The following is a 23858-nucleotide window of genomic DNA, read 5'->3' on the forward strand; positions in this document are numbered from 1 at the left end:
CCGCGACAGGAGGGACAGAGATGCCCGAATTGCAAGGCCAATGTATGTGCGGCGCGGTCACAGTGACTGCCACCCCGGCGAAAGAATCGTTGGGCGCGTGCCATTGCGACCAGTGTCGCCGCTGGACTAGCTCGATGCTGATAACGTTTCCCGCGCAAGAGGGGTATGCGGCCCTTGGGCCGGTTAAGACCTTTACGTCCTCGGACTGGGCGGAACGTGCATTTTGCGCCGATTGCGGATCGGCCCTGTGGTACCGGATTACGCTGCCGGGTGAAATGCACGGGCATACCCAAATGGCAGCAGGCCTGTTCGACGAAACGGACAATCCGCTGCAACTGGAACTTTATATCGACAAAAAGCCTGACGGATACGCGTTCGCAGGCGAGCGTCGGCAGATGACCAAAGCTGAGGTCGAAGCCATGTACGGCCTGCCGGAAGAAGGAGACAGCCAATGACCAAATATGATGCCGATTGGGTACGGGCCGAAGAAGCCAAACGTCAGTTCATGGCCGAAAACGGTCTCTATTCCGAGGAAGAAGAGCATTCGTCCTGCGGTGTGGGTCTTGTGGTCTCAGTCGATGGCAAGCCGTCACGCAAGGTTGTGAATGCTGGCATCGCCGCGCTCAAGGCGATCTGGCACCGCGGCGCGGTAGATGCGGATGGCAAGACCGGCGACGGCGCGGGTATCCATGTGCAGATCCCGGTTCCTTTCTTCTATGACCAGATCCGTCGCACCGGGCACGAGCCCAAATTGGATCAGCTGATCGCGGTTGGTCAGGTCTTTCTGCCCCGCACCGATTTCGGTGCGCAAGAACAGTGCCGGACCATCGTGGAATCCGAAGTGCTGCGCATGGGCTACTATATCTATGGCTGGCGCCACGTTCCGGTTGATGTCACCTGCCTCGGCGAAAAGGCCAACGCGACCCGGCCCGAGATTGAGCAGATCCTGATCTCGAATTCCAAAGGCGTGGACGAAGAGACATTCGAGCGTGAGCTTTATGTTATCCGTCGCCGCATTGAAAAGGCTGCCGCAGCTGCCGGGATTTCCGGGCTGTATCTGGCTTCGCTGTCGTGTCGTTCGATCATCTACAAAGGCATGATGCTGGCCGAGCAGGTTGCGGTTTTCTACCCCGATCTGATGGATGAACGGTTCGAATCCGCCTTTGCCATCTATCACCAGCGCTATTCGACCAACACTTTCCCGCAATGGTGGCTCGCCCAGCCCTTCCGCATGCTGGCCCATAACGGTGAGATCAACACTCTCAGGGGCAACGTCAACTGGATGAAAAGCCATGAAATCCGTATGGCCAGTGGCACCTTTGGCGATTACGCCGAGGATATCAAACCGATCATCGCTGGTGGATCGTCGGATTCTGCCGCATTAGACTCTGTATTCGAAGTTCTTGTACGCGCAGGCCGCTCGGCCCCGATGGCGAAAACCATGCTGGTGCCCGAAAGCTGGTCCAAGCAGGCGGTGGAATTGCCGCAGGCCTGGCGCGACATGTATTCTTACTGCAACTCGGTGATGGAACCCTGGGATGGCCCTGCCGCGTTGGCCATGACCGATGGCCGCTGGGTCTGTGCCGGTCTTGACCGGAATGGATTGCGTCCGATGCGTTATGTGGTCACTGGAGATGGTCTTGTAATTGCAGGCTCCGAGGCCGGGATGGTCCCGATTGATGAGGCCAGCGTGACCGAAAAAGGCGCGTTGGGCCCGGGCCAAATGCTGGCCGTGGATATGAAAAAGGGTAAGCTGTATCGCGATACGCAGATCAAGAACAAGCTGGCCCGCGCACTGCCATTCGGCGATTGGGTCGGCAAGATCAACGATCTGGACGAGTCTCTGGCTGGCATCACCGAAGCGCCGATCTATGCGGGCGAGGAGCTGCGCAAGCGTCAGATCGCGGCCGGATATTCGATCGAGGAACTGGAGCAGATTCTGGCGCCAATGGCCGAAGATGGCAAAGAGGCACTGGCTTCAATGGGCGATGACACGCCATCGGCTGTTCTGTCGAAACAGTACCGTCCGCTCAGCCATTTCTTCCGCCAGAACTTCAGCCAGGTGACCAATCCTCCCATCGACTCGTTGCGCGAATATCGTGTGATGTCGCTGAAAACCCGGTTCGGAAACCTGAAAAACGTGCTGGATGAAGACAGCAGCCAGACCGAAATTATCGTGCTGGAAAGCCCGTTTGTGGGCAATGCCCAATGGGAAGCATTGGCTGAAAACTTCAATGCCCCATTGGCAGAAATCGACTGTAGCTTTGAAGCCGGACAAGGGGCGCTGGGCGCAGCTTTGGCCCGTATTAGAGCCGAAGCCGAAGAGGCCGTGCGCTCGGGCGCGGGGCATTTGGTGTTGTCCGACATGAATTCAGGTCAGGGTCGCGTGGCGATGCCAATGATCCTGGCAACAAGCGCGGTGCACTCGCATCTGACCCGCAAGGGTCTGCGCACCTTCTGCTCGCTGAACGTGCGGTCGGCGGAATGCGTTGATCCGCATTACTTCGCCGTTCTGATCGGGTGTGGGGCCACTGTGGTCAACGCCTATCTGGCCGAAGATTCTCTGGCCGATCGTATTGATCGCGGGTTGCTGGATGGCAGCCTGACCGAAAATGTCGCGCGGTACCGCGAGGCGATTGACCAGGGCTTGCTGAAAATCATGGCCAAGATGGGGATTTCGGTGATCTCATCCTATCGTGGCGGATTGAACTTTGAGGCCGTGGGCCTCAGCCGTGCCATGGTCGCCGAGTTTTTTCCCGGTATGACCAGCCGGATTTCCGGCATCGGTGTTACGGGTATTCAGTCCAAGGCCGAAGAGATCCATGCCAAGGGCTGGGAAAGCGGTCTGGATGTTCTGCCGATCGGTGGTTTCTATAAGGCGCGGAAGTCGGGCGAAACCCATGCGTGGGAAGCGACCTCGATGCATATGCTGCAGATGGCCTGCAACAAAGCGTCGTATGAGCTGTGGAAGCAGTATTCGGCCAAGATGCAATCGAACCCGCCGATCCATCTGCGCGACCTGATGGATTTCAAACCGCTGAGCAAGCCGATCCCGATTGAAGAGGTGGAATCTATCACCTCGATCCGCAAACGGTTCGTGACGCCGGGCATGTCGCTGGGGGCGCTGTCGCCCGAGGCGCACAAGACGCTGAACGTTGCGATGAACCGGATCGGGGCGAAATCCGACAGCGGCGAGGGCGGCGAAGATCCGGCGCATTTCGTGCCGGAACCCAATGGTGACAACCCCTCGGCCAAGATCAAACAGGTGGCTTCGGGCCGGTTCGGTGTAACCGCCGAATACCTGAACCAGTGCGAAGAGCTGGAAATCAAGGTTGCCCAGGGTGCCAAACCCGGTGAGGGCGGGCAGTTGCCTGGCATGAAGGTCACCGACCTGATTGCGCGCCTGCGCCATTCGACCAAGGGTGTAACACTGATCTCACCGCCGCCGCACCACGATATCTATTCGATCGAGGATCTGGCGCAGTTGATCTATGATCTGAAACAGATCAACCCGCGCTGTAAGGTGACGGTCAAGCTGGTGGCGTCCTCGGGTGTTGGCACGATTGCTGCAGGTGTAGCCAAGGCAAAAGCGGACATTATCCTTATTTCGGGTCACAATGGCGGCACCGGCGCATCGCCGGCGACCAGCATCAAATATGCCGGGCTGCCGTGGGAGATGGGCCTGACCGAGGCGCATCAGGTTTTGGCGATGAACAACCTGCGGGATCGCGTGACCCTGCGAACCGATGGCGGCTTGCGTACCGGTCGTGACATCGTCATGGCCGCGATGATGGGGGCCGAGGAATACGGTATAGGCACCGCCGCCCTTATCGCGATGGGCTGTATCATGGTGCGTCAGTGCCAGTCCAACACTTGCCCAGTTGGCGTGTGTACTCAGGACGAAAGCCTGCGCGCCAAATTCACCGGTAATGCCGATAAGGTCGTCAACCTGATCACCTTCTACGCGCAAGAAGTGCGCGAGCTGCTGGCCAGTCTGGGTGCGCGGTCGATTGACGACATCATCGGTCGGGCCGATCTGCTAGCGCAGGTCAGCCGAGGGTCGGCGCATCTGGATGATCTGGACCTCAACCCGCTGCTGATCACCGTCGATGGTGCCCATAACATCGTCTATAATCGCGACAGAGACCGGAACGCGGTGCCCGATACGCTGGATGCGGAAATCGTCCGCGATGCGGCCCGGTTCCTGAAAGACGGCGAGAAAATGCAGCTGTCTTACGCGGTGCAAAACACGCACCGAACCGTTGGGACGCGGGTTTCCAGCCATATCGTGCAAAATTTTGGGATGCGGAACACGTTCCAGTCGGATCACCTGCACGTGAAGCTGCAGGGCTCTGCCGGTCAGTCGCTGGGGGCGTTTGCAGCGCCGGGACTCAAGCTTGAAGTTTCGGGTGATGCCAATGACTATGTCGGCAAGGGCTTGTCTGGTGGTATGATTGTTGTGCGTCCACCGCAGGTCAGCCCGCTGAAGGCGGATGACAACACCATCATTGGCAACACGGTTCTGTATGGGGCCACGAACGGGTATCTGTTTGCAGCAGGCCGCGCCGGAGAACGGTTCGCGGTGCGCAATTCAGGCGCCAAGGTGGTGATCGAAGGCTGCGGCTCGAACGGGTGCGAATACATGACCGGCGGGGTCGCCGTGATCCTGGGCAGTATCGGCGCCAATTTCGGAGCGGGCATGACAGGCGGCATGGCTTACCTGTACGACCCCGACGGCAAGGCGCAGGCGCTGATGAATATGGAAACGCTGGTGACATGCCCCGTGACCATTGGCCATTGGGAAGACCAGCTGAAATCGCTGATCGAAACCCATCAGGCCGAAACCATTAGCCGCAAGGCTGCGGATATCCTGCAGCACTGGGAGGTCGAGAAGGCGAACTTTATCCAGGTCTGCCCGAAAGAGATGCTGAACAAGCTCAGCCATCCGTTGGCGGTCGAGGCAACAGCGGTTCCTGCAGAGTAATCTGAGGACTAATGAAAATGGCAACCCCGCGTGTCTTTTAAAACACGTGGGGTTTTCTTTTATTGGTCCTAGGTGGTCGTTTGCCTTGTCGAAACGGGCCCAATAAGCCTAGATTTCGTCACTTTTTGTTCGGAAGTTGCGGTTAGGCTGCTTTGCAGTCGTGCGAACGCGTAGGAGTCTGTTAGATGCCAACCACATATCTTGATCAGTTTTATTCGTTTGACCCCGCGAATCCGCCACCGGGCGGTACATCGGTAGTTGTTGATAAATTCAACCTCACCGATGTGGATGACGATGGCGAGATCGACGCGCCCAGCGGGGATACGGTAAACGGCCAGGATGTTACTTCGTCGTGGCCGGGTGATGTTGTTACGATTAACGTGACCGGCGTTGGCAATGTCACCTATACCGGCACGACCTTCTATCTTGCTGACGGAACCCGTGTCTTTACACCAACAGACGGGCAGGTTCTGCAACCGGGCACGTTTGTCTCATCAACCTTTGTCAACACGCAGGGGCCGCTAGATGTTGGCAATCTTGGCCCGCCCTGTTTCACCCCCGGAACGCTGATCGAAACGCCTGATGGCCCGCGTCTTATCGAAGATCTGAAGCCCGGCGATATGGTCATCACATCGGACAACGGTGCGCAGCCGCTGCTTTGGGTGGGGCGGACCACGGTTGAGGCCGAAGGCAAGCTGGCGCCGATCCGGTTTGAGGCTGGCGTGCTAGGGCTGGAACAGCCTTTGATCGTGTCGCCACAGCACCGGATGCTGGTCTCGGACTGGCGGGCGCCGTATTTGTTCGGCTATTCCGAAGTGCTGATCGCAGCGCATTGCCTGGTCAACGGGGATTCTGTTACGCGTGTTGAGGGTGGTCAGATCGACTATATTCATCTTCTCTTTTCGCGCCATGAGATCGTCATTGCAAATGGGGCCAAAAGCGAAAGTTATTACCCTGGGCACGCGCTCTCTCAGTCTGACGCCGAGACAAAGGCTGAAGTTCTGGCCCTGTTTCCCGAATTGCAGACCCGCGACGCGGTCCTGCCAGAAACCGCCCGCCCCGTGATACGCCCGCGCGAGGCGCGCGCTTTGGCGATTTAATCCGTTCCAAACATCGTCGCCGCGTCGTATAGCAACAATATGGCAAAGAAAGCAGCGCGCAAATCGAGCAGTAAGAAAAGCAAGGCGTCGAAGGCAAAGAACCAGACACAATCGCGGATTCGCCGCTGGGTGACCCGCGCGGTATTGGGTCTGGTTGCGTTTGTTGTGGCGCTTGTGGTGCTTTTTTCTGTGGTGAATCCCCCGGTAACCCATACGATCTGGTCTGAATGGCGGCGGCTGGGCAAGGTTCAGCGCGATTGGGTGCCGATTGAACAGATCTCGCCCGTCATGGCGCGATCCGTGGTGGCGGCAGAGGATGCCAATTTCTGCCTGCACTGGGGGTTTGATGTCGATGCCATTCGCGATGCTTTGGAGGAAGGCGGTACACGTGGCGCCTCAACCATCACGCAGCAAGTGGTGAAGAATGTGTTCCTGTGGCAGGGGCGCAGTTGGGTGCGTAAGGCGCTTGAGACATCTCTCACCCCCGTGGTCGAGATTTTCTGGAGCAAGCAGCGCATTCTCGAGGTCTATTTGAACGTGGCCGAGACTGGCGAAGGTGTGTTTGGCGTTGAGGCCGCAGCCCAGCGCAACTTCAATGTGACCGCGGCCCAGCTGTCGCCAGTTCAGGCCGCACGTATTGCCGCAATCCTGCCTTCTCCCAGAAACAGGTCCGTTCGGGATCCGTCGGTCCGCACACGCAGACGGGCTGCCTCGATCCTCGATGGGGCGGCCACCATTCGCGCAGATGGTCGCGCGGATTGTTTCGAGGATTGAAACCCAAGGCCCTGCAAGGCTAAAGCTTGAGTGTATTCACTGGTTCGATTGGAAGCCCATGGCGCGTTTGTTTCATGTTCCCTTGTCCCCCTTCTGCCGCAAGGTGCGCCTGTCACTGGCGGAAAAGAAGATTGAGGTTGAATTGGTCGAGGAGAAATACTGGGAGAAAGATCCCGATTTCCTGCGCCGCAACCCGGCCGGAAAAGTCCCGGTTCTGCGTCTGGACGGAAAGATCATGTCCGAAAGCAACGCGATTTGCGAATATATTGAGGAAACCCGCCCAGAACCTGCCCTGATGCCCAAAACGCCCGAGGCGCGATATGAAGTGCGCCGGTTGGTATCCTGGTTTGATGACAAGTTCCATCACGAGGTGACATCCAAACTGGTTTATGAGCGCGTGAACAAGAAAGTTACCGGTCAGGGCTATCCTGACAGCAAAAATGTCAAGCAAGGTGCCAAGGCCATCAAATATCATCTGGATTACATGGCCTGGTTGCTGGATCACCGCCGTTGGCTGGCCGGGGATCAGATGACATTGGCCGATTTTGCGGCTGCGGCGCATCTATCGGCGCTGGACTATATCTCGGACGTGGATTGGAATCGGTCTCAGGCAGTCAAAGACTGGTATGCCAAGATCAAATCCCGACCTGCTTTCCGGTCGATTCTGGCGGATCAGGTTCCTGGGTTCAGGCCGCCCACCCATTACGCAGATCTGGATTTCTGATAGGGTCACGTAAGGGGGGCAGTCTGCCCCCAATCGCGCCTTGAGACGCGATTTCCCCCCAAAGGTATTTAGGGCCAGATGAAGAGCGGATCGGGTTTAAAGGGTAAGTTGGTGGCGCAGGCGCTGAGCGAGGGCTTTGTGTCGTGCCGTATTTGTCGCCCGTGGGATGTCCCCCTAGTGCCCGACCGGCTTGAGGCGTTCCTGCAGGCCGGATATCACGGGCAGATGGAATGGATGGCCGAACGGACCCATTGGCGGGGCGATCCGGCAGCGCTCTGGCCCGAGGCGAAATCGGTGATCATGTTGGCAGAAAGCTATGCGCCCGAACATGATCCAACCGAGATTCTGGACCACCCCGAGAAGGGGGCGATCTCAGTCTATGCGCAGAACAAGGACTATCACGACCTGGTCAAGAAGCGGCTCAAAAGGTTAGCCCGCTGGTTGATAGCCGAGGCTGGTGGCGAGGTGAAGGTCTTTGTCGATACCGCCCCGGTTCCGGAAAAGGCCTTGGGTCATGCTGCGGGGTTGGGATGGCAGGGTAAGCACACCAATCTTGTAAGTCGCGATTGGGGAAATTGGGCCTTTATAGGGTCTGTTTTTACAACTCTGGACCTACCTTCGGATCAAGCAGAGGTGGATCACTGTGGATCCTGCCGGGCCTGTTTGGCCGCCTGTCCGACAGACGCATTCCCGGCGCCTTATCAGTTGGACGCGCGGCGCTGCATTTCTTACCTGACAATCGAACACAAGGGTCCGGTTGATGAAGACCTGCGCGCGAAACTCGGCAATCGGATCTATGGTTGCGATGATTGCCTTGCCGCCTGCCCCTGGAACAAATTCGCAGTCACGGCCAGTGACATGCGCTATGCAGCGCGTGAGGATCTGAAGGCTCCTCGGCTGGCGGAATTGGCTGGCCTGGACGATCCGGAATTTCGAACGAAATTCTCGGGTTCTCCGATTAAGCGGATTGGACGGGACCGGTTTGTGCGAAATGTGCTGTACGCCATTGGCAACTCGGGCCTGCAGGGGTTGATACCGATTGCACAAGGTTTGACAGAGGATCCGGATTCAGCCGTGGCAGATGCCGCGCGCTGGGCGGTCAAACAACTCTCCTAGGTGCCGCAAACAGGCTGGACGTGTCGGTGCAAACCGCTAAACCCAATCACAGCGAACAGGAAGGAGAACCCGATGGCGCTGGCTTTGGGGGTTGATACAGGCGGAACCTATACGGATGCGGTGCTGGTCCGGGATGAGACTGAGGTGATTGCTTCGGCCAAATCTCTGACAACACGAGCTGATCTGGCGATTGGCGTCGGCAAGGCGATTTCCGCGGTTCTGACGCAGGCTCAGGTGTCACCGGAGCAGATCTCAATGGCGTCGCTGTCAACGACATTGGCCACAAATGCGCTGGTCGAAGGGCAGGGTGGCCGGGTTGCCCTTGTCTATATCGGGTTCAGGGAAGGAGATCTGGAGAAGCATGGTCTGCGGGATGCTTTGAAAGGGGATCCAGCTTTGGTTGTGGCGGGCGGTCACACGCATGCAGGAACAGAGGCCAGGCCATTGGATGTTCAGGCGATTGAAGCCTTTTTAGACTCTAATTCAGGGGTTTCAGGTTTCGCGGTGGCCGGGCAGTTCGCCACCAGAAACCCGGCGCATGAACTTGAGGTCGCCCGCATTATTACTGATCGGACGGGTGCGCCGGTGACATGTTCGCACCATCTGTCGGCCAAGTTGAATGGCCCAAAACGTGCGGTGACAGCGGTGCTGAATGCACGGTTGATTGGCATGATCGACCGCTTGATCGGACGGGCACAGGATCAGCTTGTGACGCTAGGAATTTCAGCGCCAATGATGGTGGTTCGCGGCGACGGAGCGTTGATGAGCGCCGAACAGGCGCGGGATCGACCGATTGAAACGATTTTGAGCGGCCCTGCGGCCTCGATCGTCGGGGCGCGCTGGCTAACGGGAGCCGAGAACGCGCTGGTATCAGATATCGGAGGTACCACGACCGATGTCGCCTTGATCCGGGATGGCAAGCCCGCCATTGATCCCGAAGGTGCCAGCGTTGGCGGCTTTCGTACCATGGTGGAGGCCGTCGCAATGCGGACCCACGGGTTGGGCGGGGACAGTCAGGTACATGTTGTAACCGAAGGGCTGGGCGGCGGCATCTTCCTGGGACCGCGCCGTGTTTTGCCCGTATCTCTGATCGCGTCAGAAGCGCCCGACGAGGTTCACACGGCCTTGGATGCGCAGTTGCGGGCCCCAACTGTGGGTGAACATGACACCCGGTTCGCACGTCTGGTACCGGGTGTTCATGCCGAAGGTCTGGGGGCAAGGGAAGCCGCCCTGGTGGATCGCTTGGGGCAGAAGGTCCTGCCGCTGTCTGATTTGCTTAAAACGCGGATGGAGACAGGCGCACTTACTCGTTTGGTGGATCGTGGAATCGTTCAGGTATCCGGCGTGACACCTTCGGATGCCAGCCACGTTCTGGGCCGTTTGGATGCCTGGGACGCAGAGGCTGCACGCAAAGCGCTGGAACTGGTGGCGCGAAAACGGATTGGCACCGGTGATATGCTGGCTGCAACACCGGATCTGTTGGCGCAGATGATCGTTGATCAGCTGACCGAACAGACCTCTTTGACCTTGTTAGAGACCGCTTTTTCAGAAGAAGCCGAGGATTTCGGCGTTCCGGCACCCGATCTGGCCCGGCATGTTTTGACGCGGAAAGGTCTGGCCGGGCATCGCGGTTTGGTGGCGCTGGACGCGGCACTGAATGTGGATGTGATCGGTCTTGGGGCGTCGGCCCCCAGCTATTACCCCGCAGTCGGGGAAAGATTGCGATGCCGCATGATTCTGCCGGAACACACGGGCGTGGCCAATGCGATTGGAGCTGTAGTTGGCAGGCTGACACTGCGCCGGGCCGGGACCGTCACGGCGCCATCCGAAGGGCGGTACAGGGTGCATCTTGAAGACGGGCCTCAGGACTTTAGTGATTCTGACGAGGCGATGGCGCTGCTGGAATCCATCCTGAGGGCTGAGGCGGAAGGAGAAGTGCGCGGAGCCGGTGCCGAGGATATCCGAGTGATCGTCGACCGGGATATCCGCACCGCCCGTATCGAAGCGCAGGAGGTCTTTGTTGAGGCAATGATCACCGTCGAGGCCAGTGGACGGCCGCGGGTGGCGTCGGACTAGCCCCTGATCCGGGGCTAATCCTTACTCGGCCGCGTCGCGTTTGGGCAGAACCCAATCCGGGCGCGGGAAATGGCAGGTATAGCCGTTCGGGATGCGTTCAAGATAATCCTGATGCTCGGGTTCGGCATCCCAGAAATCGCCAACGGGTTCCAGCTCGGTCACGACTTTGCCGGGCCAGATGCCGCTGGCATTCACATCGGCAATGGTGTCCAGCGCGACCTGTTTCTGGGCGTCATCGACATAATAAATGACCGAGCGATAGCTCATCCCCATGTCGTTCCCTTGCCGGTTCACCGTAGTCGGGTCATGGATCTGAAAGAAAAACTCAAGCAGATCGCGATAGGTGGTCACGGTAGGATCGTAAAAAATCTCGATCCCCTCGGCATGGGTGCCGTGGTTGCGATAAGTGGCGTTGGGCACGTCTCCACCTGTATATCCGACGCGAGTGCGGGACACGCCCGGGCGTTTGCGGATCAGATCCTGCATGCCCCAAAAGCAGCCCCCGGCAAGAACGGCGCGGTGTTCGGTCATTCGATCTCCTCCACATGAATCAGGAATTCGCCATAGCCTTCGGCTTCCATCTGATCGCGATGGACGAACCGTAATGAGGCTGAGTTGATACAGTATCGCAGCCCGCCATGTTCGCGGGGGCCGTCGGGAAACACATGCCCCAAATGGCTGTCGCCATGTTTCGAGCGCACCTCGGTGCGGATCATGCCCAGCGAGGCATCGCGCAGTTCTTCAACATGCTCATGCACGATTGGTTTGGTGAAACTGGGCCAGCCGCAGCCGGATTCGTATTTATGCGCCGAGGCAAACAGAGGTTCACCCGAGACGATATCCACATAGATGCCGGGCTCTTTGTTGTTCAGCAGTTTGCCAGTGCCGGGCCGTTCGGTGCCGCTGTTTTGCGTGACGTGATATTCCTCGGGCGACAATGCGGCGATGGCCTCAGGGGATTTGGTGTAACGGGTCATGGCTCCTCCGGTCGCTTTGGTGGTTCGCATTATAGATGGGGTTTGGCGGCGGAAAGCAAAGGGGGTTTTGCGTTCCTCGCGCTTATGTGTGGGTCAGGCCGGTTTTGCAGCGGGTTGGCGGGACAGTTGCACCGCCAGAATGCCCAGAGTGGTGATCAGCACCCCGACCGCATCCAGCGGCCCCAGTTTTTCCCCCAACAAGATCGCGGCGATGGTGACACCAAAGACCGGGTTGAGAAAGTGAAACGTGGCCGCCCGGGTTGCGCCGATCCGATCCAGCAGCAGGAACCAGATGAACGTGGCCAGAAGGCCGGGAAACAGAGTTGTATAGGTGAAGGCCAGGACCAGCGGCACCGTCAAGTGGATATGAATCGTTTCGAATACCGGTGCTGCAACAAACAGAATGGCCGATCCGACCAGCATCTGTAAGCCAACCACCATCATGAAATTCCCGCCCGATGTCGCCCCACGCACTGCGAGCGTGGCAAATGTCAGCGCAAGCGCTCCAATGCCACAAAGCATGACGCCGAACAGATCAACGCCGTCGCCGATCCGACTGCTCATGATCAGAGCAACACCGGCGAACCCGGCACACAGGCCTACAATTCCAACTGGCCGTAATCTGTCGCCCATAAACACCCAACTGGCCAAGGCAACCAGCAATGGCATGGTCGAGGCGATGATGGCGGCAACAGAGGCCTCGATTGTTTGCATCGCATAGAAGTTTAGGCCCAAATAAAGGGCATTTTGACATATCCCGAACAGGATGGTGGCATACCATTGTGACCGCGTCAGCCGCCAGCTTTGGCCCATCGCCCGTGCAATCACGACGCCAATCAAACCCGAGATCAGAAACCGCAGAGCCAGGGAAAACAACGGCGATGCGTCCGCCACGATGATCCGGGCCGAGGTGAAGGCCGAAGACCAGATAAACGCAAATGTCAGCCCCATGGCCATTGCGCGAAAATCCATCGCGACCCCCTGTTCAGATTTTCGCGCACTGTTGACCGAATAAGCGCGCGCCGCAAGCAGTGCTGTTTTTATTGATTGATCAGCCAATAAACTATAACAGCGTCATGAACTGACATTAATGGGAGGATTGTCGGTGCTATTGGAGTACATACTATCATTTGGCGTCTTGCTGGCGTTGGGCCTTGTTGCCTTCTTTGTGGTGAAGTGGTGGAATCTGCGGATCGTCGGCGTAACGCCGGTTCATCTGTTCACCTTCATCGCGATTCTGTTCACATCCGGGTTGGATGTCGGCCTGATCATGTTTCCGCTGACCGAATTCGGCGGCTATGCCGAAGACCCCGCCTATGCGTTTGCCAACCCACTGGCGATCGAATTCGGGTTCTGGGGCTTTCTGATCTGGGCGTTCTACTTTCTGACCGCGTTCTATTTCTGTGTCATCGAGCCGCGCGTGAAGTTCTTTGAAATCCCGCTGGTCAAGCTGATCAACAATGTGGTCATCATCGGCACCTGCGCTTTCACCGCCAGCCTGTTCCTGATCTACCTGCCCGGCTACCTGCCCGAGGTCGGAGACGGCGAGTCAGTGGTCACCACCTTCTATGTCATCGTGTTTGTCGTCATTCTGGCAGCGGCCTATTCTTCGACCGACCTGAAATACGTGCGTATCCTGTCGGTGGGCTCGACCTTTTTGTTCCTGGCACTGATCCTGGGCATGTGGGTTGCTGCGGGCATGGGCGTGAATGGCTTTGTGGAAACCGGAAGCAATGTTGGTGCCTATTTCACCAACCTGCACAAGTTTGTCCTGCCGCTGACAGATTATCACGCCTTCTACCTGTTCTGGTGGTTTGCCTGGTCGATCATGATCGGCCAGTTCACATCTCGCTTTGTAGGTGGGCTGAAGACCTGGCAACTACTGGCTGCTCTGCTGATCTTTCCGTCGATACCCTTGGCGATCTGGTTCACCGTTCTCTACTATTACCACCTGAACGGCATCAGCACCGCAGGCATCACCAACATTGCGATGGTGATTGTGGGCGTGACCTTCGTGATCAACTCACTGGATTCGTTGATTAGGCTCTATACGGACAACCTGAACATGACAGTCGCCCGCTTTGGTAAAGCGATCTATGTGGCGGGCAATGTTGTGCTGCTGTTCGTCCTGACCTTGCTGTTCCAAAGCCAGTGGTTGCAGATCCAGTGGATCGGCGCAGTTGTTGTCGGCCTCTATCTGGCCTGTGTGGTTTATATCCTGATCACCAAACGCAAAGAGGTGCTGAGCATAACTGGGATGCCCGAAGACCGTGATCTGGATTTCCACAAGGTCGAGACGGTTCACTGATCAACATCGACAAAAAGCTAATACGGGCGCTGAGGCGCCCGTTTTTTTGGCCGGCACTGTGTAAGCAATGCAGAAAGAGTCAAAAAGGCGAAACAAAAGCGACACGTGTGAAATCACAAACTTGCAATATCTTTTACTTATGTTGGCTTAGTTCAATCTTCACTCACTGAAGAGCTATCTTGAGGCACGCTCTTCCTTGGAGTTGATAACCTTAATGGTCCCTCAGGCGCGTTTTTCACCAATCGTGGCCACACCCAGAACAGACAGGACCTTGGCCTCGATCTGTTCGGCATTCATACCGGCAACCGCATACATATCCGCCGGGTTTGCCTGATCAATGAAGATATCCGGAAACACCATCGAGCGGTATTTAAGGCCCTGATCAAACACACCCTCATCGGCCAGTAGCTGCGCCACATGGCTGCCGAAACCGCCAATCGCACCCTCTTCGATGGTAATCAGCGCCTCATGATCGGAGGCCAGATTCAGGATCAGGTCGCGGTCCAGCGGTTTGGCGAAACGTGCATCGGCGATGGTGGGGGTGATGCCGCGTGCGGATAAGGCCTCGGCGGCTTTTTGTACCTCGGCCAAGCGCGTACCGAAAGACAGCAATGCCACACGCGCGCCCTTCCGAATTATCCGGCCTTTGCCGATTTTAAGCACTACACCACGCTCGGGCAGGTCCACGCCCACGCCTTCACCGCGGGGATAGCGGAAGGCGATCGGGCCTTCGTCGTGGGCGACGGCGGTGGCCACCATATGCATCAGCTCGGCCTCATCTGCGGCGGCCATCACGACCATGCCCGGTAGGTTGGCCAGATAGGCAATGTCAAACGATCCGGCATGGGTCGCCCCATCAGCGCCCACCAGACCAGCGCGGTCGATGGCAAATCGCACGGGCAGGCGCTGAATGGCCACATCATGCACGACCTGATCATAGCCGCGCTGCAGGAAGGTCGAATACATGGTGCAGAATGGCTTCATCCCGCCCGCAGCCAAAGCCGCCGAGAACGTCACACCATGCTGTTCCGCAATCGCTACATCGAAACAACGTGACGGGTAGCGTTCGGCAAACAGGTTCAACCCGGTTCCATCGGGCATGGCGGCGGTGACGGCGACGATCTTGTCGTCCCGCGCGGCTTCTTCCACCAGGGTCTTGCCGAAGACCGACGTATAAGAGGGCGCGTTTGACGGCGCCTTCTTTTGCTCACCCGTCACAACATCGAATTTCGCGGTCGCGTGACCCTTGTCGCGGGCCTGCTCGGCGGGGGCATAGCCCTTGCCCTTTTTTGTCAGCACATGGATCAGGATCGGGCCGGTGGCCCGCGTCTTGACCGTGCGCAGCACCGGCAACAGCTGATCCATGTCGTGTCCGTCAATCGGGCCGAGATAGGAAAAGCCCAGTTCTTCGAATAAAGTACCCCCTACGGCCATGCCCTTGAGCATTTCCTTGGCGCGTTTGGCGCCTTCGCGGAACGGTTCCGGCAACAAGGACACCGCGCCCTTGGCGGCGGCCTTCAGATCGTGGAACGGTTCTTCGGCATAAATGCGCGACAGATAACTGGACAGGGCGCCAACCGGCGGTGCGATGCTCATTTCATTGTCGTTGAGGATAACGATCAGGCGCTTTTTCAGGTGGCCCGCATTGTTCATCGCCTCAAACGCCATACCCGCCGACATCGAGCCATCGCCGATTACCGCAATGGCATCGCCCAGACCTTCGGGCGTCACGCCACCCAGATCGCGCGCCACGGCAAAGCCAAGGGCAGCACTGATCGAGGTGCTGGAATGCGCCGCGCCAAACGGGTCATAGGGGCTTTCGCTGCGCTTGGTGAACCCGCTCAACCCGCCGGGTTGGCGCAGGGTACGGATCCGGTCGCGCCGCCCGGTCAGGATTTTATGCGGATAGCACTGGTGCCCGACATCCCAGATGATTTTGTCACGCGGCGTATCGAATACCGCATGCAGCGCCGTGGTCAGTTCCACCACGCCCAGACCCGCACCCAGATGCCCGCCGGTGACCGACACGGCCGAGATCGTCTCGGCCCGTAATTCCTGCGCCACCTGATGCAGCTGCGCGTCCGAAAACTGCCGCAGGTCGGCCGGGCGGTTCACAAGATCCAGCAGAGGAGTGTTCGGGCGGTCAGACATATGGCGCGTTCCTGGCTTAGCTGTCCCGGGCAATAACGAAGCGGGCGGCGTCCTTCAAGGTTTCAGCCGACGCGCCATAGCCTTCCAACGCGGCGCAGCCCTGTTCCACCAGCTCCGCGGCACGGGTTCTGGCGGCGTCGAGGCCCAGCAGAGACACAAACGTGGCCTTTCCCGCCTCGGCATCCTTCTGAAGGCGCTTGCCCGCAATTTCGGCGTTACCCTCTATATCCAAGATGTCATCTGCGATTTGAAAAGCAAGACCAAGGGATTGGGCATATTGGCGCAAGGGCGCAAGATCAGCTTGGGCCAGACGCGCGCCGGCGCATGCAGACCACTCGATCAGCGCTCCGGTTTTTCCTGCCTGCAAATGGGTGATTTCTTCCAGCGTCAGCGGAGAGTCTGCCGATTCCGCCGCGATATCCAGCGCCTGGCCCAGCACCATGCCCTGCGCTCCGCTTGCCTGCGCCAGAGACAAGGCCAATTCCGCGCGAATTTCGGCGGGGCCAATTTCGGGACGGGTGCAAAGTTCGAATGCCAGCGTCTGCAACGCGTCGCCTGCCAGAACCGCGATGCCCTCATCCCATTTCACATGAACTGTCGGGCGCCCGCGACGCAAATCGTCGTTATCCATGCAGGGCAGGTCATCATGCACCAGAGAATAGGCGTGCAATGCCTCGATCCCCGTGGCAGGCCAGATCGCACGCGCTGTATCCACATCATGCAGCCGCGCGCTTTCCAGCACCAAAAACCCGCGCAGACCTTTGCCGCCTTGCGTGGCATAGGCCATCGCCTGTGTCACATCCAGATCGTCCAGCGCGCCCAGAACCAGATCAAAATGGCCCTGAATCAGCGTTGCATCCTGCGCCAGTCTTTCGCGAAACATTTACTGACCTTCGACAACCGTCGTCCCGGTCGGTTGACCATCGGCGTCCAAGGTGATCGCGGCCACTTTTTCCTCGGCCCGCTTCAGTTCATCCTCGCAGCGTTTCTTCAGCGCTGCACCCCGTTCATACAAGGCGATGGACTGGTCCAGCGCCACATCGCCACGCTCCAGCTGGCCGACAACGGCCTCAAGCTCTTTCATCGCCTGTTCGAATGTCATCTGGTCAACGGGTGTATCTGTCATCGGGCTGCCTTCATCAACTCTTCCACATGGGCACGTGTGGCCTCGGCCAAGGCTTTCAGATCATACCCGCCTTCCAAAGTCGAGACGATACGTCCCGCGCAATGCTCATCGGCAATCTTGCACAATTCGGCAGTGATCCAGGCGAAATCTTCGGTGGCCCAGTTCAGATTGGCCAGCGGATCATCCTGATGGGCGTCAAACCCGGCAGAGATTATGATCAGCTCGGGTTTGAAGGCGCGCAGTCGCGGGAAAGCCAATGTTTCATAGGCGGCGCGCATCTTGGCGCCGCCGGTTCCGGGGGACAGTGGAATATTCAGGACGTTTTCAAAGGCGCCGGTCTCGTCGGCGCGGCCTGATCCCGGCCACAAGGGCATCTGTTGGCTGGTGATCACCAACGCGCGCGGCTCATCCCACAGCAAATCCTGCGTGCCATTGCCGTGATGCACATCGAAATCCACCACAGCGACGCGGCGCAGACCGTGATGATCCAACGCGTGTTTCACCCCCAATGCGGCGTTGCCGAACAGGCAAAACCCCATGGCGGTTTCATTCTCGGCGTGATGGCCGGGGGGGCGAATGGCACAGAACGCATTTGGGGCTTCTCCGCCCAGCACTAAATCCACGGCTTTCACCACAGCCCCTGCAGCCCTAAAGGCCGCATCTACAGATCCCGGCGACATGAATGTATCGCCGTCCACCTGCCGGAATCCCTCTGTCGGGCGGCTTTTGCGGATGTCGCGAATATGGCTTTCGGGGTGAATACGCAGCAGGTCATCATCGGCTGCAAGCGGCGCGGTCACACGATCCAGGTCCAGCCTATCCAGCGCATGAAGGATATGTTCCAGTCGCGCGACTTGTTCCGGATGCCCCTCGGGTGTCACGTGCCCAAGACAATCCGCATGGGTCAAAAGGGCAGTTTTCATCACAATCCCCTGTTCATCTGGTCAAAATACCTTCGCCGAAGGCAAAGAACCGCCACGCAGCGGCTCAATCAATCCGGAGCCAGCATGTACCCGGCCCCGCGCACGGTTTGCAGGTACCGGGGTTGTTTCGGGTCTTGCTCGATCTTGCGTCTCAGCCGTGTGATCTGCACATCAACGGCACGCTCCTGCGCCTGACCCTTATCACGGCCCAGATCCTCGACCAGCTTGGCGCGACTGATAGGGGCGCCGGGTTGGGCCGAGAAGATCTTCATCAGCTGGCTTTCCGTTGCGGTTAGGCGGACCGTTTCTTCGCCCCGCCACATCTCACCGCGCTCAACATCATAGCGGATCGGGCCGAGATGCAGAATCTTGGTTGCGGCATCCTGTGCCGGGGTTTCCGGCATCCGGCGCAGGATCGCATTGATCCGCAACAAAAGCTCTTTGGGCTCGAACGGTTTGGCCAGATAATCATCGGCCCCCGCCTCAAGCCCGGCGATACGGTGTTCGGTTTCGCCCCGCGCCGTCAGCAACAGGATCGGGGTGGTGTGGGTCTCACGCAGGGCTCTGGTCAGGCTGACACCATCTTCGCCGGGCATCATCACATCCAGAACGATCATGTCGAAATCCAGTCCCGACAGCACCCGACGTGCATGGGCGGCATCCCGCGCCGCGGTCACCAGAAACCCGTTTCGCATCAGGAATTTCTTGAGCAGATCGCGAATACGCTCGTCATCGTCAACGATCAACAGATGGGCATCCATATCACTCATGAGGTCGTATCCCGCAATTTGGTATAGGCATGACGCATATCAGCATCCATCATTGCTTCAAGCACTTTGCGAAACCCAGACACCGCTTCTGGGCCTGCGTCCTTATACGCCGCGCGCATCCGCACGCGCTGGGCCTCGGACAGCCTGGTTTCAAGCGCCCTCCCGGCTTCGGTCAGAAACAGGTGCCGTTCGCGCTTGTCCACTGTACCGACCCTGCTTTCGACCAACCCATCGTCAATCAATGTCCGAAGGACCCGGTTCAGAGACTGTTTCGTCACCCCAAGAATAGCAAGCAGGTTATTGACGGTCGTCCCCGGCGCGCGATTTATGAAGTGGATAGCACGGTGGTGTGCCCGCCCATAGGCCAGCTGTGTCAGAATGCGATCCGGGTCCGCCGTGAACCCGCGATAGGCGAAAAACATCGCCTCGATCCCCTGCCGCAGCTGTTCATCCGTAAGAAACAACAGGCTTTCTCCGCCAAAGGCCTGGGCGGGGCGGGTATCTGACATATTCTGCCTCATTCGTTACACAGGTCCGAGTTTATGTCAGCGTTGTTGACATTCCAAGAGCGGACAGGTATCGAATCGCAGTTTTTGCGCAACTTTATGTCCACTTCGGACCTATATTGCGCAATAATCGGAATATTCAACCCAGGCAGGGAGGTTTCGCATGGCGGGGTATGATGATCGTGACGGTGTCATCTGGATGGATGGAGAACTTGTGCCCTGGCGCGAGGCGAATGTCCACATTCTGAGCCATGCGATGCACTATGCGTCTTCGGTCTTTGAGGGCGAGCGAGCCTATAACGGCAAAATTTTCAAAAGTCGGGAGCATTCTGAACGGCTGGTCGCCTCGGCCGAGGCGCTGGACATGCCGATGCCCTATACGATCGACCAGATCGAAGCGGCAAAGGAAGACGCGCTGAAGGCAAGCGGGTTGCAGGATGCCTATGTCCGTGCGCTGGTCTGGCGTGGTTCGGGCGAGGATATGGGCGTGGCCTCGGCCAAGAACCCGGTCCGCATGGCCGTAGCGGTCTGGCCCTGGGGTGCCTATTATGGCGACGCCAAGATGCAGGGCGCCAAGCTGGATATCGCGGAATGGAAGCGGCCAAGCCCTGAAACCATCCCGGTCCATGCCAAGGCGGCCGGGCTGTACATGATATGCACCATTTCCAAGCATAAGGCCGAGGCCAAGGGCTGCTCGGATGCGCTGTTCATGGACTGGCGTGGTTATGTTGCCGAGGCGACCGGGGCGAACGTCTTCTTTGTGAAGGACGGCGAAGTTCATACCCCGTTGGCCGATTGCTTTTTGAACGGGATCACCCGCCAGACAGTGATCCAGATGCTAAAAGACAAAGGTATCACGGTGCATGAGCGTCGCATCAAACCCGAAGAGATGGCCGATTTTGAACAATGCTGGCTGACCGGTACTGCGGCTGAGGTCACGCCTGTGGGCCAGATCGGCGACTATACGTTCGAGGTCGGTGACCTCACCCGCGAAATCGCCGCAGATTATGAGGCGCTGGTCCGCGCCTGATCGCAGATTTGAGACAGATAGAGCCCCCGCGATTTCGCGGGGGCTTTTCTTTGCCGTTCATTCGCAATTCATTGCAGATCGTACAGGTAACTGGACGAACGCATGGCGGGGTGTAGGTTACGGTAATGTTAGACCTTCTCAGCGATATCCTCACCCGTCTGTCCTTGCGCGGGACGTTTTACTTCCGCACTTCTTTTACGCCTCCGTTCGGAATTCAGGTTCCAGCCTTTGAAAACGTCGCCCGGTTTCATTTTGTTCAACGGGGTGAACTTCATGTTTTCGTCTCTAATACAGGGGAAACTCTGCGTTTGAAGCAGGGTGATCTGATCCTGATTCCCCATGGTACGGCCCATGCGTTGCTGTGCAACGAAGTCAAGCCGTTGGACGCTTTGCCTCTGGAGCAGGTGCTGGAAGATGCGGGTTACACGGGGGATGGGGTTTTGATCTATGGCGGAGAGGACAAAGGTCGTGACACGCAACTGATCTGCGGCCACTTCTCGTTCACCGGCCCTCCGGGTCGACAAGGTACCGGGCATATGTTGCTGGATCGGTTGCCGCCTTACATCCTGATCGAGAATTACGGTGAAGAGGCTGGGGCCTGGTTCGAGTCCACCCTGCGCATGATCGGATCCGAGGTCAGCGGCACGCGTATCGGTGGCGACCTGATCGCGTTGAAACTGTCCGAAGTGCTGTTCGCGCAGGCCACCCGTGCTTATCTTGAACATCAAAGCCCAAGTGACTCGGCCCTGGCAGGATTTGCAGATCCGCGAATTTCACGCGCGCTGACCGCGTTTCACCGCGCACCAGCGGTAGAATGGAGCGTTGAGACCCTGGCCCGAGAGGCCGCTATGTCCCGCACGGCCTTTGCCCAGCTCTTTGCTGAAAAGATGGGGGCCACGCCCATGCAATACCTCACCGATTGGCGGATGCAGATCGCCTGTCAGGGATTGGTCGAAAGCCGCTGGAACGTTTCTGATGCGGCGGCCGAGGTGGGGTATGCCTCTGAGGCCGCGTTTTCCCGCGTGTTTAAGAAACAGATCGGTCTGTCACCGGCGGCTTATCGAGCCATGCATTGATCCTCCATCATTCTGAACGATCTGCAAGGTTTCATGGACGATCCAGAATTAAGCGTTCGACCTACTTGTCCTAGTTTGAGATCATCTCAAACAAGGAAAGGAAAATGCAATGTCTCTCCGTTTCGTTACCCGCAATATTCATGCCTACCTCGATTACCCGGTTGCCATCGCCCTGATGGCGCTGCCGTTTGTTCTGGGATTGGGTCAGTCCAATCCGATGGCCCTGTGGCTGTCGGTTGTGACCGGCATTGCAGCCTTTGTCCTGACCGTATTGACCGATCATCATCTGGGGATTTGGAGGGTATTGCCTTATCGCGTCCATCTGGGCGTCGATCTGCTGGTCGGGGTGGTGTTTCTGGCGGCACCCAGCCTGTTTGGGTTCCAGGGTCTGGATGCGATATTCTACTGGCTGAACGGCGCGGCGGTGGTGGCGGTCATCTCGCTCAGCGCGCCAGAGCAAGAGGCGTTTGCTTGAACGGGCACATGCCCTGACGCCTCGATACCATTGCTTCCCACTCGGAAAACAAAGCCGCCCGTTCAAACAACGGGCGGCTTATCGCGGTGACCTTGATAAAGCGCTCAGAAATCTACGCCGCGCTGGGCTTTGATCCCGGCTTGAAACGGGTGCTTTTCCTCGGTCATTTCGGTGACCAGATCAGCATAGTCGCGCAGTGGTTCTGGCGCATCGCGGCCGGTCAGGAACACGCTGGTCTTGTCGGACCGCGCCTTGAGCCCGTCGATCACCTGATCGACGGTCAGATATTCATAACGCAGGGCAATATTGATCTCGTCCAGAACGACCAGATCATACTCACCGCTCTCCATCAGCGCGCGCGCCTTGTCGAAGGCCGCATTGGCCGCAGCGATATCGCGTTCGCGGTCCTGGGTGTCCCAGGTAAAGCCCTCGCCCATCGTGTGCCAGGTGACCAGATCGCGCTCTTCAAAAAACCGCCGCTCGCCGGTTTTCCACTTGCCCTTGATGAACTGTACGACGGCAACTTTCTGACCCCATCCCAACGCTCGGATCACGACACCAAACGCGGCCGAGGATTTGCCCTTGCCCTTGCCGGTATTGATCAGCACCAGACCACGGCCCGGGTCGATGGCCTCGGACACTTTTTTGCGGTGCTTGGCCTGCACCTGCTGCATCTTTTCTTTGTGATCCTGCGCGTCGCTCATTCGGGCACCTCTGTGATTGTTGGGCCCAAACTAGGGCAAGTTTGAAAAAGGTAAAGTCACGCTTTGTGATCGGTCAGGGACCGGGCCTTGCCGCGTTCCAGCCCCAGCTGGTGTTCGCGCCAGATCACGACCACATTGCCCGCAATCACCAGCGTCGCACCCAACAGGATCGCAAGCGTCGGCAGCTCATCAAACCAGATATAGCCGATGAATATGGCAAACAGCATGGTGGTATAGTCATAAGGGGCCAGCATCGAGGCCTGACCAAAGCGATAGGACGAGGTGACCAGAATCTGTGCAACACCGCCGATCAACCCCATTATGATCATAATTAGAGCCTGATTAAGCGTCGGCATGGTCCAACCCCAAAACGCGGTCAGAGCTGAAAGCAGGGTAGCGGTCATCGAGAAATAGAACACGATCGCGGCCGGGTGATCCACCTTGACCAGCTGCCGGATGTGGATCTGAACAAAGGCACGGGCGAGTGTGGCCGCCAGCACGCAAAGCGCCCCGATTGTGGCTGCCATCTCCATCTGGGTGGTGCCCAGCCTGGGCCAAACCATAATCAGCACGCCCAACAATCCCAGCGCGACGGCACCGATGCGGATCATGCGAATGCGCTCGCCCAGAATCAGCGCGGCCAGAATCAGGGTGAAGATCGGGGTGGCATAGCCAATCGCGGTGACCTCGGGGAGTGGCAAGAGGCTGAGACCCGTAAAAGTCAGACCCATGGCGCTGGTGCCCAGAACGCCGCGCCAGAAATGACCCATCGGCTTTTTGACCACAAAGCCCTGCGCCAGCTCTCCGCGCCAAAGCAACCAGGCAATGATGACGGGAATGGCGAAGAGCGACCGGAAAAACACCAGTTCACCGGGGGGGAAGTCCTCGGACAGTGCTTTGACCAGCGCCGACATTGAGGTGAACAGAACCAACGCAGCCAGTTTCAGGCCCACGGCAAGCATGGGTCGGTGGGAAGTCAGGGATTGTGCCATTGGCCGGGAACCTGAGCCTTTGACTGCGAAAGATCAACGATTGGAT

22 protein-coding genes are annotated in these 23858 nt (G+C 58.1%); 11 read left to right on the top strand and 11 right to left on the bottom strand.

The annotated features are described in order from the left end of the window. Positions 1-20: 20 nt before the first annotated feature. From AC2FIC_RS18550 to AC2FIC_RS18580, 7 genes are all read left to right on the top strand, one after another. Positions 21-455, top strand: coding sequence for a GFA family protein (locus AC2FIC_RS18550; protein ID WP_496692634.1), 435 nt, complete (start codon positions 21-23; stop codon positions 453-455). Beyond that, positions 452-4984: a glutamate synthase large subunit gene (gltB, locus tag AC2FIC_RS18555; protein WP_496692635.1), complete on the top strand. Its 4533-nt coding sequence runs from the start codon at positions 452-454 to the stop codon at positions 4982-4984. Before AC2FIC_RS18550 ends, gltB begins: the two co-directional genes overlap by 4 nt. Before the next feature lie 185 nt (positions 4985-5169). Continuing rightward, a complete protein-coding gene (locus AC2FIC_RS18560) occupies positions 5170-6084 on the top strand; it encodes a Hint domain-containing protein (protein WP_496692636.1) in 915 nt (304 codons plus the stop codon). A 39-nt stretch (positions 6085-6123) separates the two neighbouring features. Then, entirely contained in the window at positions 6124-6858 is a 735-nt protein-coding gene (gene mtgA / locus AC2FIC_RS18565; RefSeq protein WP_496707313.1) for a monofunctional biosynthetic peptidoglycan transglycosylase, read from the top strand. Between the two features lie 58 nt (positions 6859-6916). After that, positions 6917-7582, top strand: a complete 666-nt coding sequence (gene fzlA / locus AC2FIC_RS18570; protein ID WP_496699298.1) for an FtsZ-binding protein FzlA — start codon at positions 6917-6919, stop codon at positions 7580-7582. A 78-nt stretch (positions 7583-7660) separates the two neighbouring features. After that, positions 7661-8698, top strand: a complete 1038-nt coding sequence (gene queG, locus AC2FIC_RS18575; RefSeq protein ID WP_496870203.1) for a tRNA epoxyqueuosine(34) reductase QueG — start codon at positions 7661-7663, stop codon at positions 8696-8698. A gap of 72 nt (positions 8699-8770) precedes the next feature. After that, the gene (locus tag AC2FIC_RS18580; protein ID WP_496870204.1) at positions 8771-10774 is read left to right on the top strand and encodes a hydantoinase/oxoprolinase N-terminal domain-containing protein; all 2004 of its coding nucleotides are present in this window, start codon (positions 8771-8773) and stop codon (positions 10772-10774) included. A 21-nt stretch (positions 10775-10795) separates the two neighbouring features. On the opposite strand, the gene msrA is transcribed toward AC2FIC_RS18580, so the two are convergent. The 3 genes from msrA to AC2FIC_RS18595 all read right to left on the bottom strand — a co-directional run bounded on the left by msrA (position 10796) and on the right by AC2FIC_RS18595 (position 12723). Then, positions 10796-11305 carry a peptide-methionine (S)-S-oxide reductase MsrA gene (gene msrA, locus AC2FIC_RS18585; protein ID WP_496692640.1) on the bottom strand — a complete coding sequence of 170 codons (510 nt, stop codon included), beginning with the start codon at positions 11303-11305 and terminating at the stop codon, positions 10796-10798. Next, positions 11302-11751 (bottom strand): peptide-methionine (R)-S-oxide reductase MsrB, encoded by a 450-nt coding sequence (gene msrB / locus AC2FIC_RS18590; RefSeq protein ID WP_496692641.1) that lies wholly within the window; start codon positions 11749-11751, stop codon positions 11302-11304. The genes msrA and msrB overlap by 4 nt, the downstream gene beginning before the upstream one ends. 93 nt (positions 11752-11844) lie before the next feature. Beyond that, positions 11845-12723: a DMT family transporter gene (locus AC2FIC_RS18595; protein ID WP_496692642.1), complete on the bottom strand. Its 879-nt coding sequence runs from the start codon at positions 12721-12723 to the stop codon at positions 11845-11847. 139 nt (positions 12724-12862) lie between these two features. Between AC2FIC_RS18595 and AC2FIC_RS18600 the strand changes: the two genes are divergently transcribed. Next, the gene (locus AC2FIC_RS18600) at positions 12863-14059 is read left to right on the top strand and encodes a BCCT family transporter (protein WP_142640264.1); all 1197 of its coding nucleotides are present in this window, start codon (positions 12863-12865) and stop codon (positions 14057-14059) included. Positions 14060-14281: 222 nt separating this feature from the next. On the opposite strand, the gene dxs is transcribed toward AC2FIC_RS18600, so the two are convergent. The 6 genes from dxs to AC2FIC_RS18630 all read right to left on the bottom strand — a co-directional run bounded on the left by dxs (position 14282) and on the right by AC2FIC_RS18630 (position 19538). Then, positions 14282-16210: a 1-deoxy-D-xylulose-5-phosphate synthase gene (gene dxs, locus AC2FIC_RS18605; protein WP_496692643.1), complete on the bottom strand. Its 1929-nt coding sequence runs from the start codon at positions 16208-16210 to the stop codon at positions 14282-14284. Between the two features lie 16 nt (positions 16211-16226). After that, positions 16227-17093 carry a polyprenyl synthetase family protein gene (locus AC2FIC_RS18610; protein WP_496692644.1) on the bottom strand — a complete coding sequence of 289 codons (867 nt, stop codon included), beginning with the start codon at positions 17091-17093 and terminating at the stop codon, positions 16227-16229. After that, complete coding sequence (locus tag AC2FIC_RS18615; RefSeq protein ID WP_142640258.1) at positions 17094-17336, bottom strand: exodeoxyribonuclease VII small subunit; 243 nt, start codon at positions 17334-17336, stop codon at positions 17094-17096. It abuts the gene before it with no gap. Further along, positions 17333-18259, bottom strand: a complete 927-nt coding sequence (locus AC2FIC_RS18620) for a histone deacetylase family protein (RefSeq protein WP_496692645.1) — start codon at positions 18257-18259, stop codon at positions 17333-17335. Before AC2FIC_RS18620 ends, AC2FIC_RS18615 begins: the two co-directional genes overlap by 4 nt. 68 nt (positions 18260-18327) lie before the next feature. After that, positions 18328-19029 carry a response regulator gene (locus AC2FIC_RS18625; protein ID WP_142640254.1) on the bottom strand — a complete coding sequence of 234 codons (702 nt, stop codon included), beginning with the start codon at positions 19027-19029 and terminating at the stop codon, positions 18328-18330. Further along, positions 19026-19538 (bottom strand): MarR family winged helix-turn-helix transcriptional regulator, encoded by a 513-nt coding sequence (locus AC2FIC_RS18630; protein WP_142640252.1) that lies wholly within the window; start codon positions 19536-19538, stop codon positions 19026-19028. The genes AC2FIC_RS18625 and AC2FIC_RS18630 overlap by 4 nt, the downstream gene beginning before the upstream one ends. A gap of 160 nt (positions 19539-19698) precedes the next feature. On the opposite strand from AC2FIC_RS18630, the gene AC2FIC_RS18635 reads away from it, so the two are divergent. The 3 genes from AC2FIC_RS18635 (at position 19699) to AC2FIC_RS18645 (ending at position 22116) form a co-directional block, all read left to right on the top strand. Then, complete coding sequence (locus AC2FIC_RS18635) at positions 19699-20565, top strand: branched-chain amino acid aminotransferase (protein ID WP_496692646.1); 867 nt, start codon at positions 19699-19701, stop codon at positions 20563-20565. 125 nt (positions 20566-20690) lie between these two features. After that, positions 20691-21641: an AraC family transcriptional regulator gene (locus tag AC2FIC_RS18640; protein WP_496692647.1), complete on the top strand. Its 951-nt coding sequence runs from the start codon at positions 20691-20693 to the stop codon at positions 21639-21641. Between the two features lie 109 nt (positions 21642-21750). After that, a complete protein-coding gene (locus tag AC2FIC_RS18645) occupies positions 21751-22116 on the top strand; it encodes an SPW repeat domain-containing protein (protein WP_496692648.1) in 366 nt (121 codons plus the stop codon). Positions 22117-22220: 104 nt separating this feature from the next. Here AC2FIC_RS18645 and cobO read toward each other — a convergent pair whose 3' ends face one another. Together cobO and AC2FIC_RS18655 are read right to left on the bottom strand one after the other, a co-directional pair. Beyond that, positions 22221-22820: a cob(I)yrinic acid a,c-diamide adenosyltransferase gene (gene cobO, locus AC2FIC_RS18650; RefSeq protein WP_496692649.1), complete on the bottom strand. Its 600-nt coding sequence runs from the start codon at positions 22818-22820 to the stop codon at positions 22221-22223. 56 nt (positions 22821-22876) lie between these two features. Beyond that, positions 22877-23812 carry a DMT family transporter gene (locus AC2FIC_RS18655; RefSeq protein ID WP_142640242.1) on the bottom strand — a complete coding sequence of 312 codons (936 nt, stop codon included), beginning with the start codon at positions 23810-23812 and terminating at the stop codon, positions 22877-22879. Positions 23813-23858: the final 46 nt, after the last annotated feature.

This window comes from Ruegeria sp. CDSC079 (genome assembly GCF_059610505.1).

Coding starts and splice junctions, on each gene's coding strand:
- AC2FIC_RS18550 (WP_496692634.1), top strand. CDS start 21: ATGCCCGAATTGCAAGGCCAATGTATGTGCGGCGCGGTCACAGTGACT.
- gltB (WP_496692635.1), top strand. CDS start 452: ATGACCAAATATGATGCCGATTGGGTACGGGCCGAAGAAGCCAAACGT.
- AC2FIC_RS18560 (WP_496692636.1), top strand. CDS start 5,170: ATGCCAACCACATATCTTGATCAGTTTTATTCGTTTGACCCCGCGAAT.
- mtgA (WP_496707313.1), top strand. CDS start 6,124: ATGGCAAAGAAAGCAGCGCGCAAATCGAGCAGTAAGAAAAGCAAGGCG.
- fzlA (WP_496699298.1), top strand. CDS start 6,917: ATGGCGCGTTTGTTTCATGTTCCCTTGTCCCCCTTCTGCCGCAAGGTG.
- queG (WP_496870203.1), top strand. CDS start 7,661: ATGAAGAGCGGATCGGGTTTAAAGGGTAAGTTGGTGGCGCAGGCGCTG.
- AC2FIC_RS18580 (WP_496870204.1), top strand. CDS start 8,771: ATGGCGCTGGCTTTGGGGGTTGATACAGGCGGAACCTATACGGATGCG.
- msrA (WP_496692640.1), bottom strand. CDS start 11,305: ATGACCGAACACCGCGCCGTTCTTGCCGGGGGCTGCTTTTGGGGCATG.
- msrB (WP_496692641.1), bottom strand. CDS start 11,751: ATGACCCGTTACACCAAATCCCCTGAGGCCATCGCCGCATTGTCGCCC.
- AC2FIC_RS18595 (WP_496692642.1), bottom strand. CDS start 12,723: ATGGATTTTCGCGCAATGGCCATGGGGCTGACATTTGCGTTTATCTGG.
- dxs (WP_496692643.1), bottom strand. CDS start 16,210: ATGTCTGACCGCCCGAACACTCCTCTGCTGGATCTTGTGAACCGCCCG.
- AC2FIC_RS18610 (WP_496692644.1), bottom strand. CDS start 17,093: ATGTTTCGCGAAAGACTGGCGCAGGATGCAACGCTGATTCAGGGCCAT.
- AC2FIC_RS18615 (WP_142640258.1), bottom strand. CDS start 17,336: ATGACAGATACACCCGTTGACCAGATGACATTCGAACAGGCGATGAAA.
- AC2FIC_RS18620 (WP_496692645.1), bottom strand. CDS start 18,259: ATGAAAACTGCCCTTTTGACCCATGCGGATTGTCTTGGGCACGTGACA.
- AC2FIC_RS18625 (WP_142640254.1), bottom strand. CDS start 19,029: ATGAGTGATATGGATGCCCATCTGTTGATCGTTGACGATGACGAGCGT.
- AC2FIC_RS18630 (WP_142640252.1), bottom strand. CDS start 19,538: ATGTCAGATACCCGCCCCGCCCAGGCCTTTGGCGGAGAAAGCCTGTTG.
- AC2FIC_RS18635 (WP_496692646.1), top strand. CDS start 19,699: ATGGCGGGGTATGATGATCGTGACGGTGTCATCTGGATGGATGGAGAA.
- AC2FIC_RS18640 (WP_496692647.1), top strand. CDS start 20,691: ATGTTAGACCTTCTCAGCGATATCCTCACCCGTCTGTCCTTGCGCGGG.
- AC2FIC_RS18645 (WP_496692648.1), top strand. CDS start 21,751: ATGTCTCTCCGTTTCGTTACCCGCAATATTCATGCCTACCTCGATTAC.
- cobO (WP_496692649.1), bottom strand. CDS start 22,820: ATGAGCGACGCGCAGGATCACAAAGAAAAGATGCAGCAGGTGCAGGCC.
- AC2FIC_RS18655 (WP_142640242.1), bottom strand. CDS start 23,812: ATGGCACAATCCCTGACTTCCCACCGACCCATGCTTGCCGTGGGCCTG.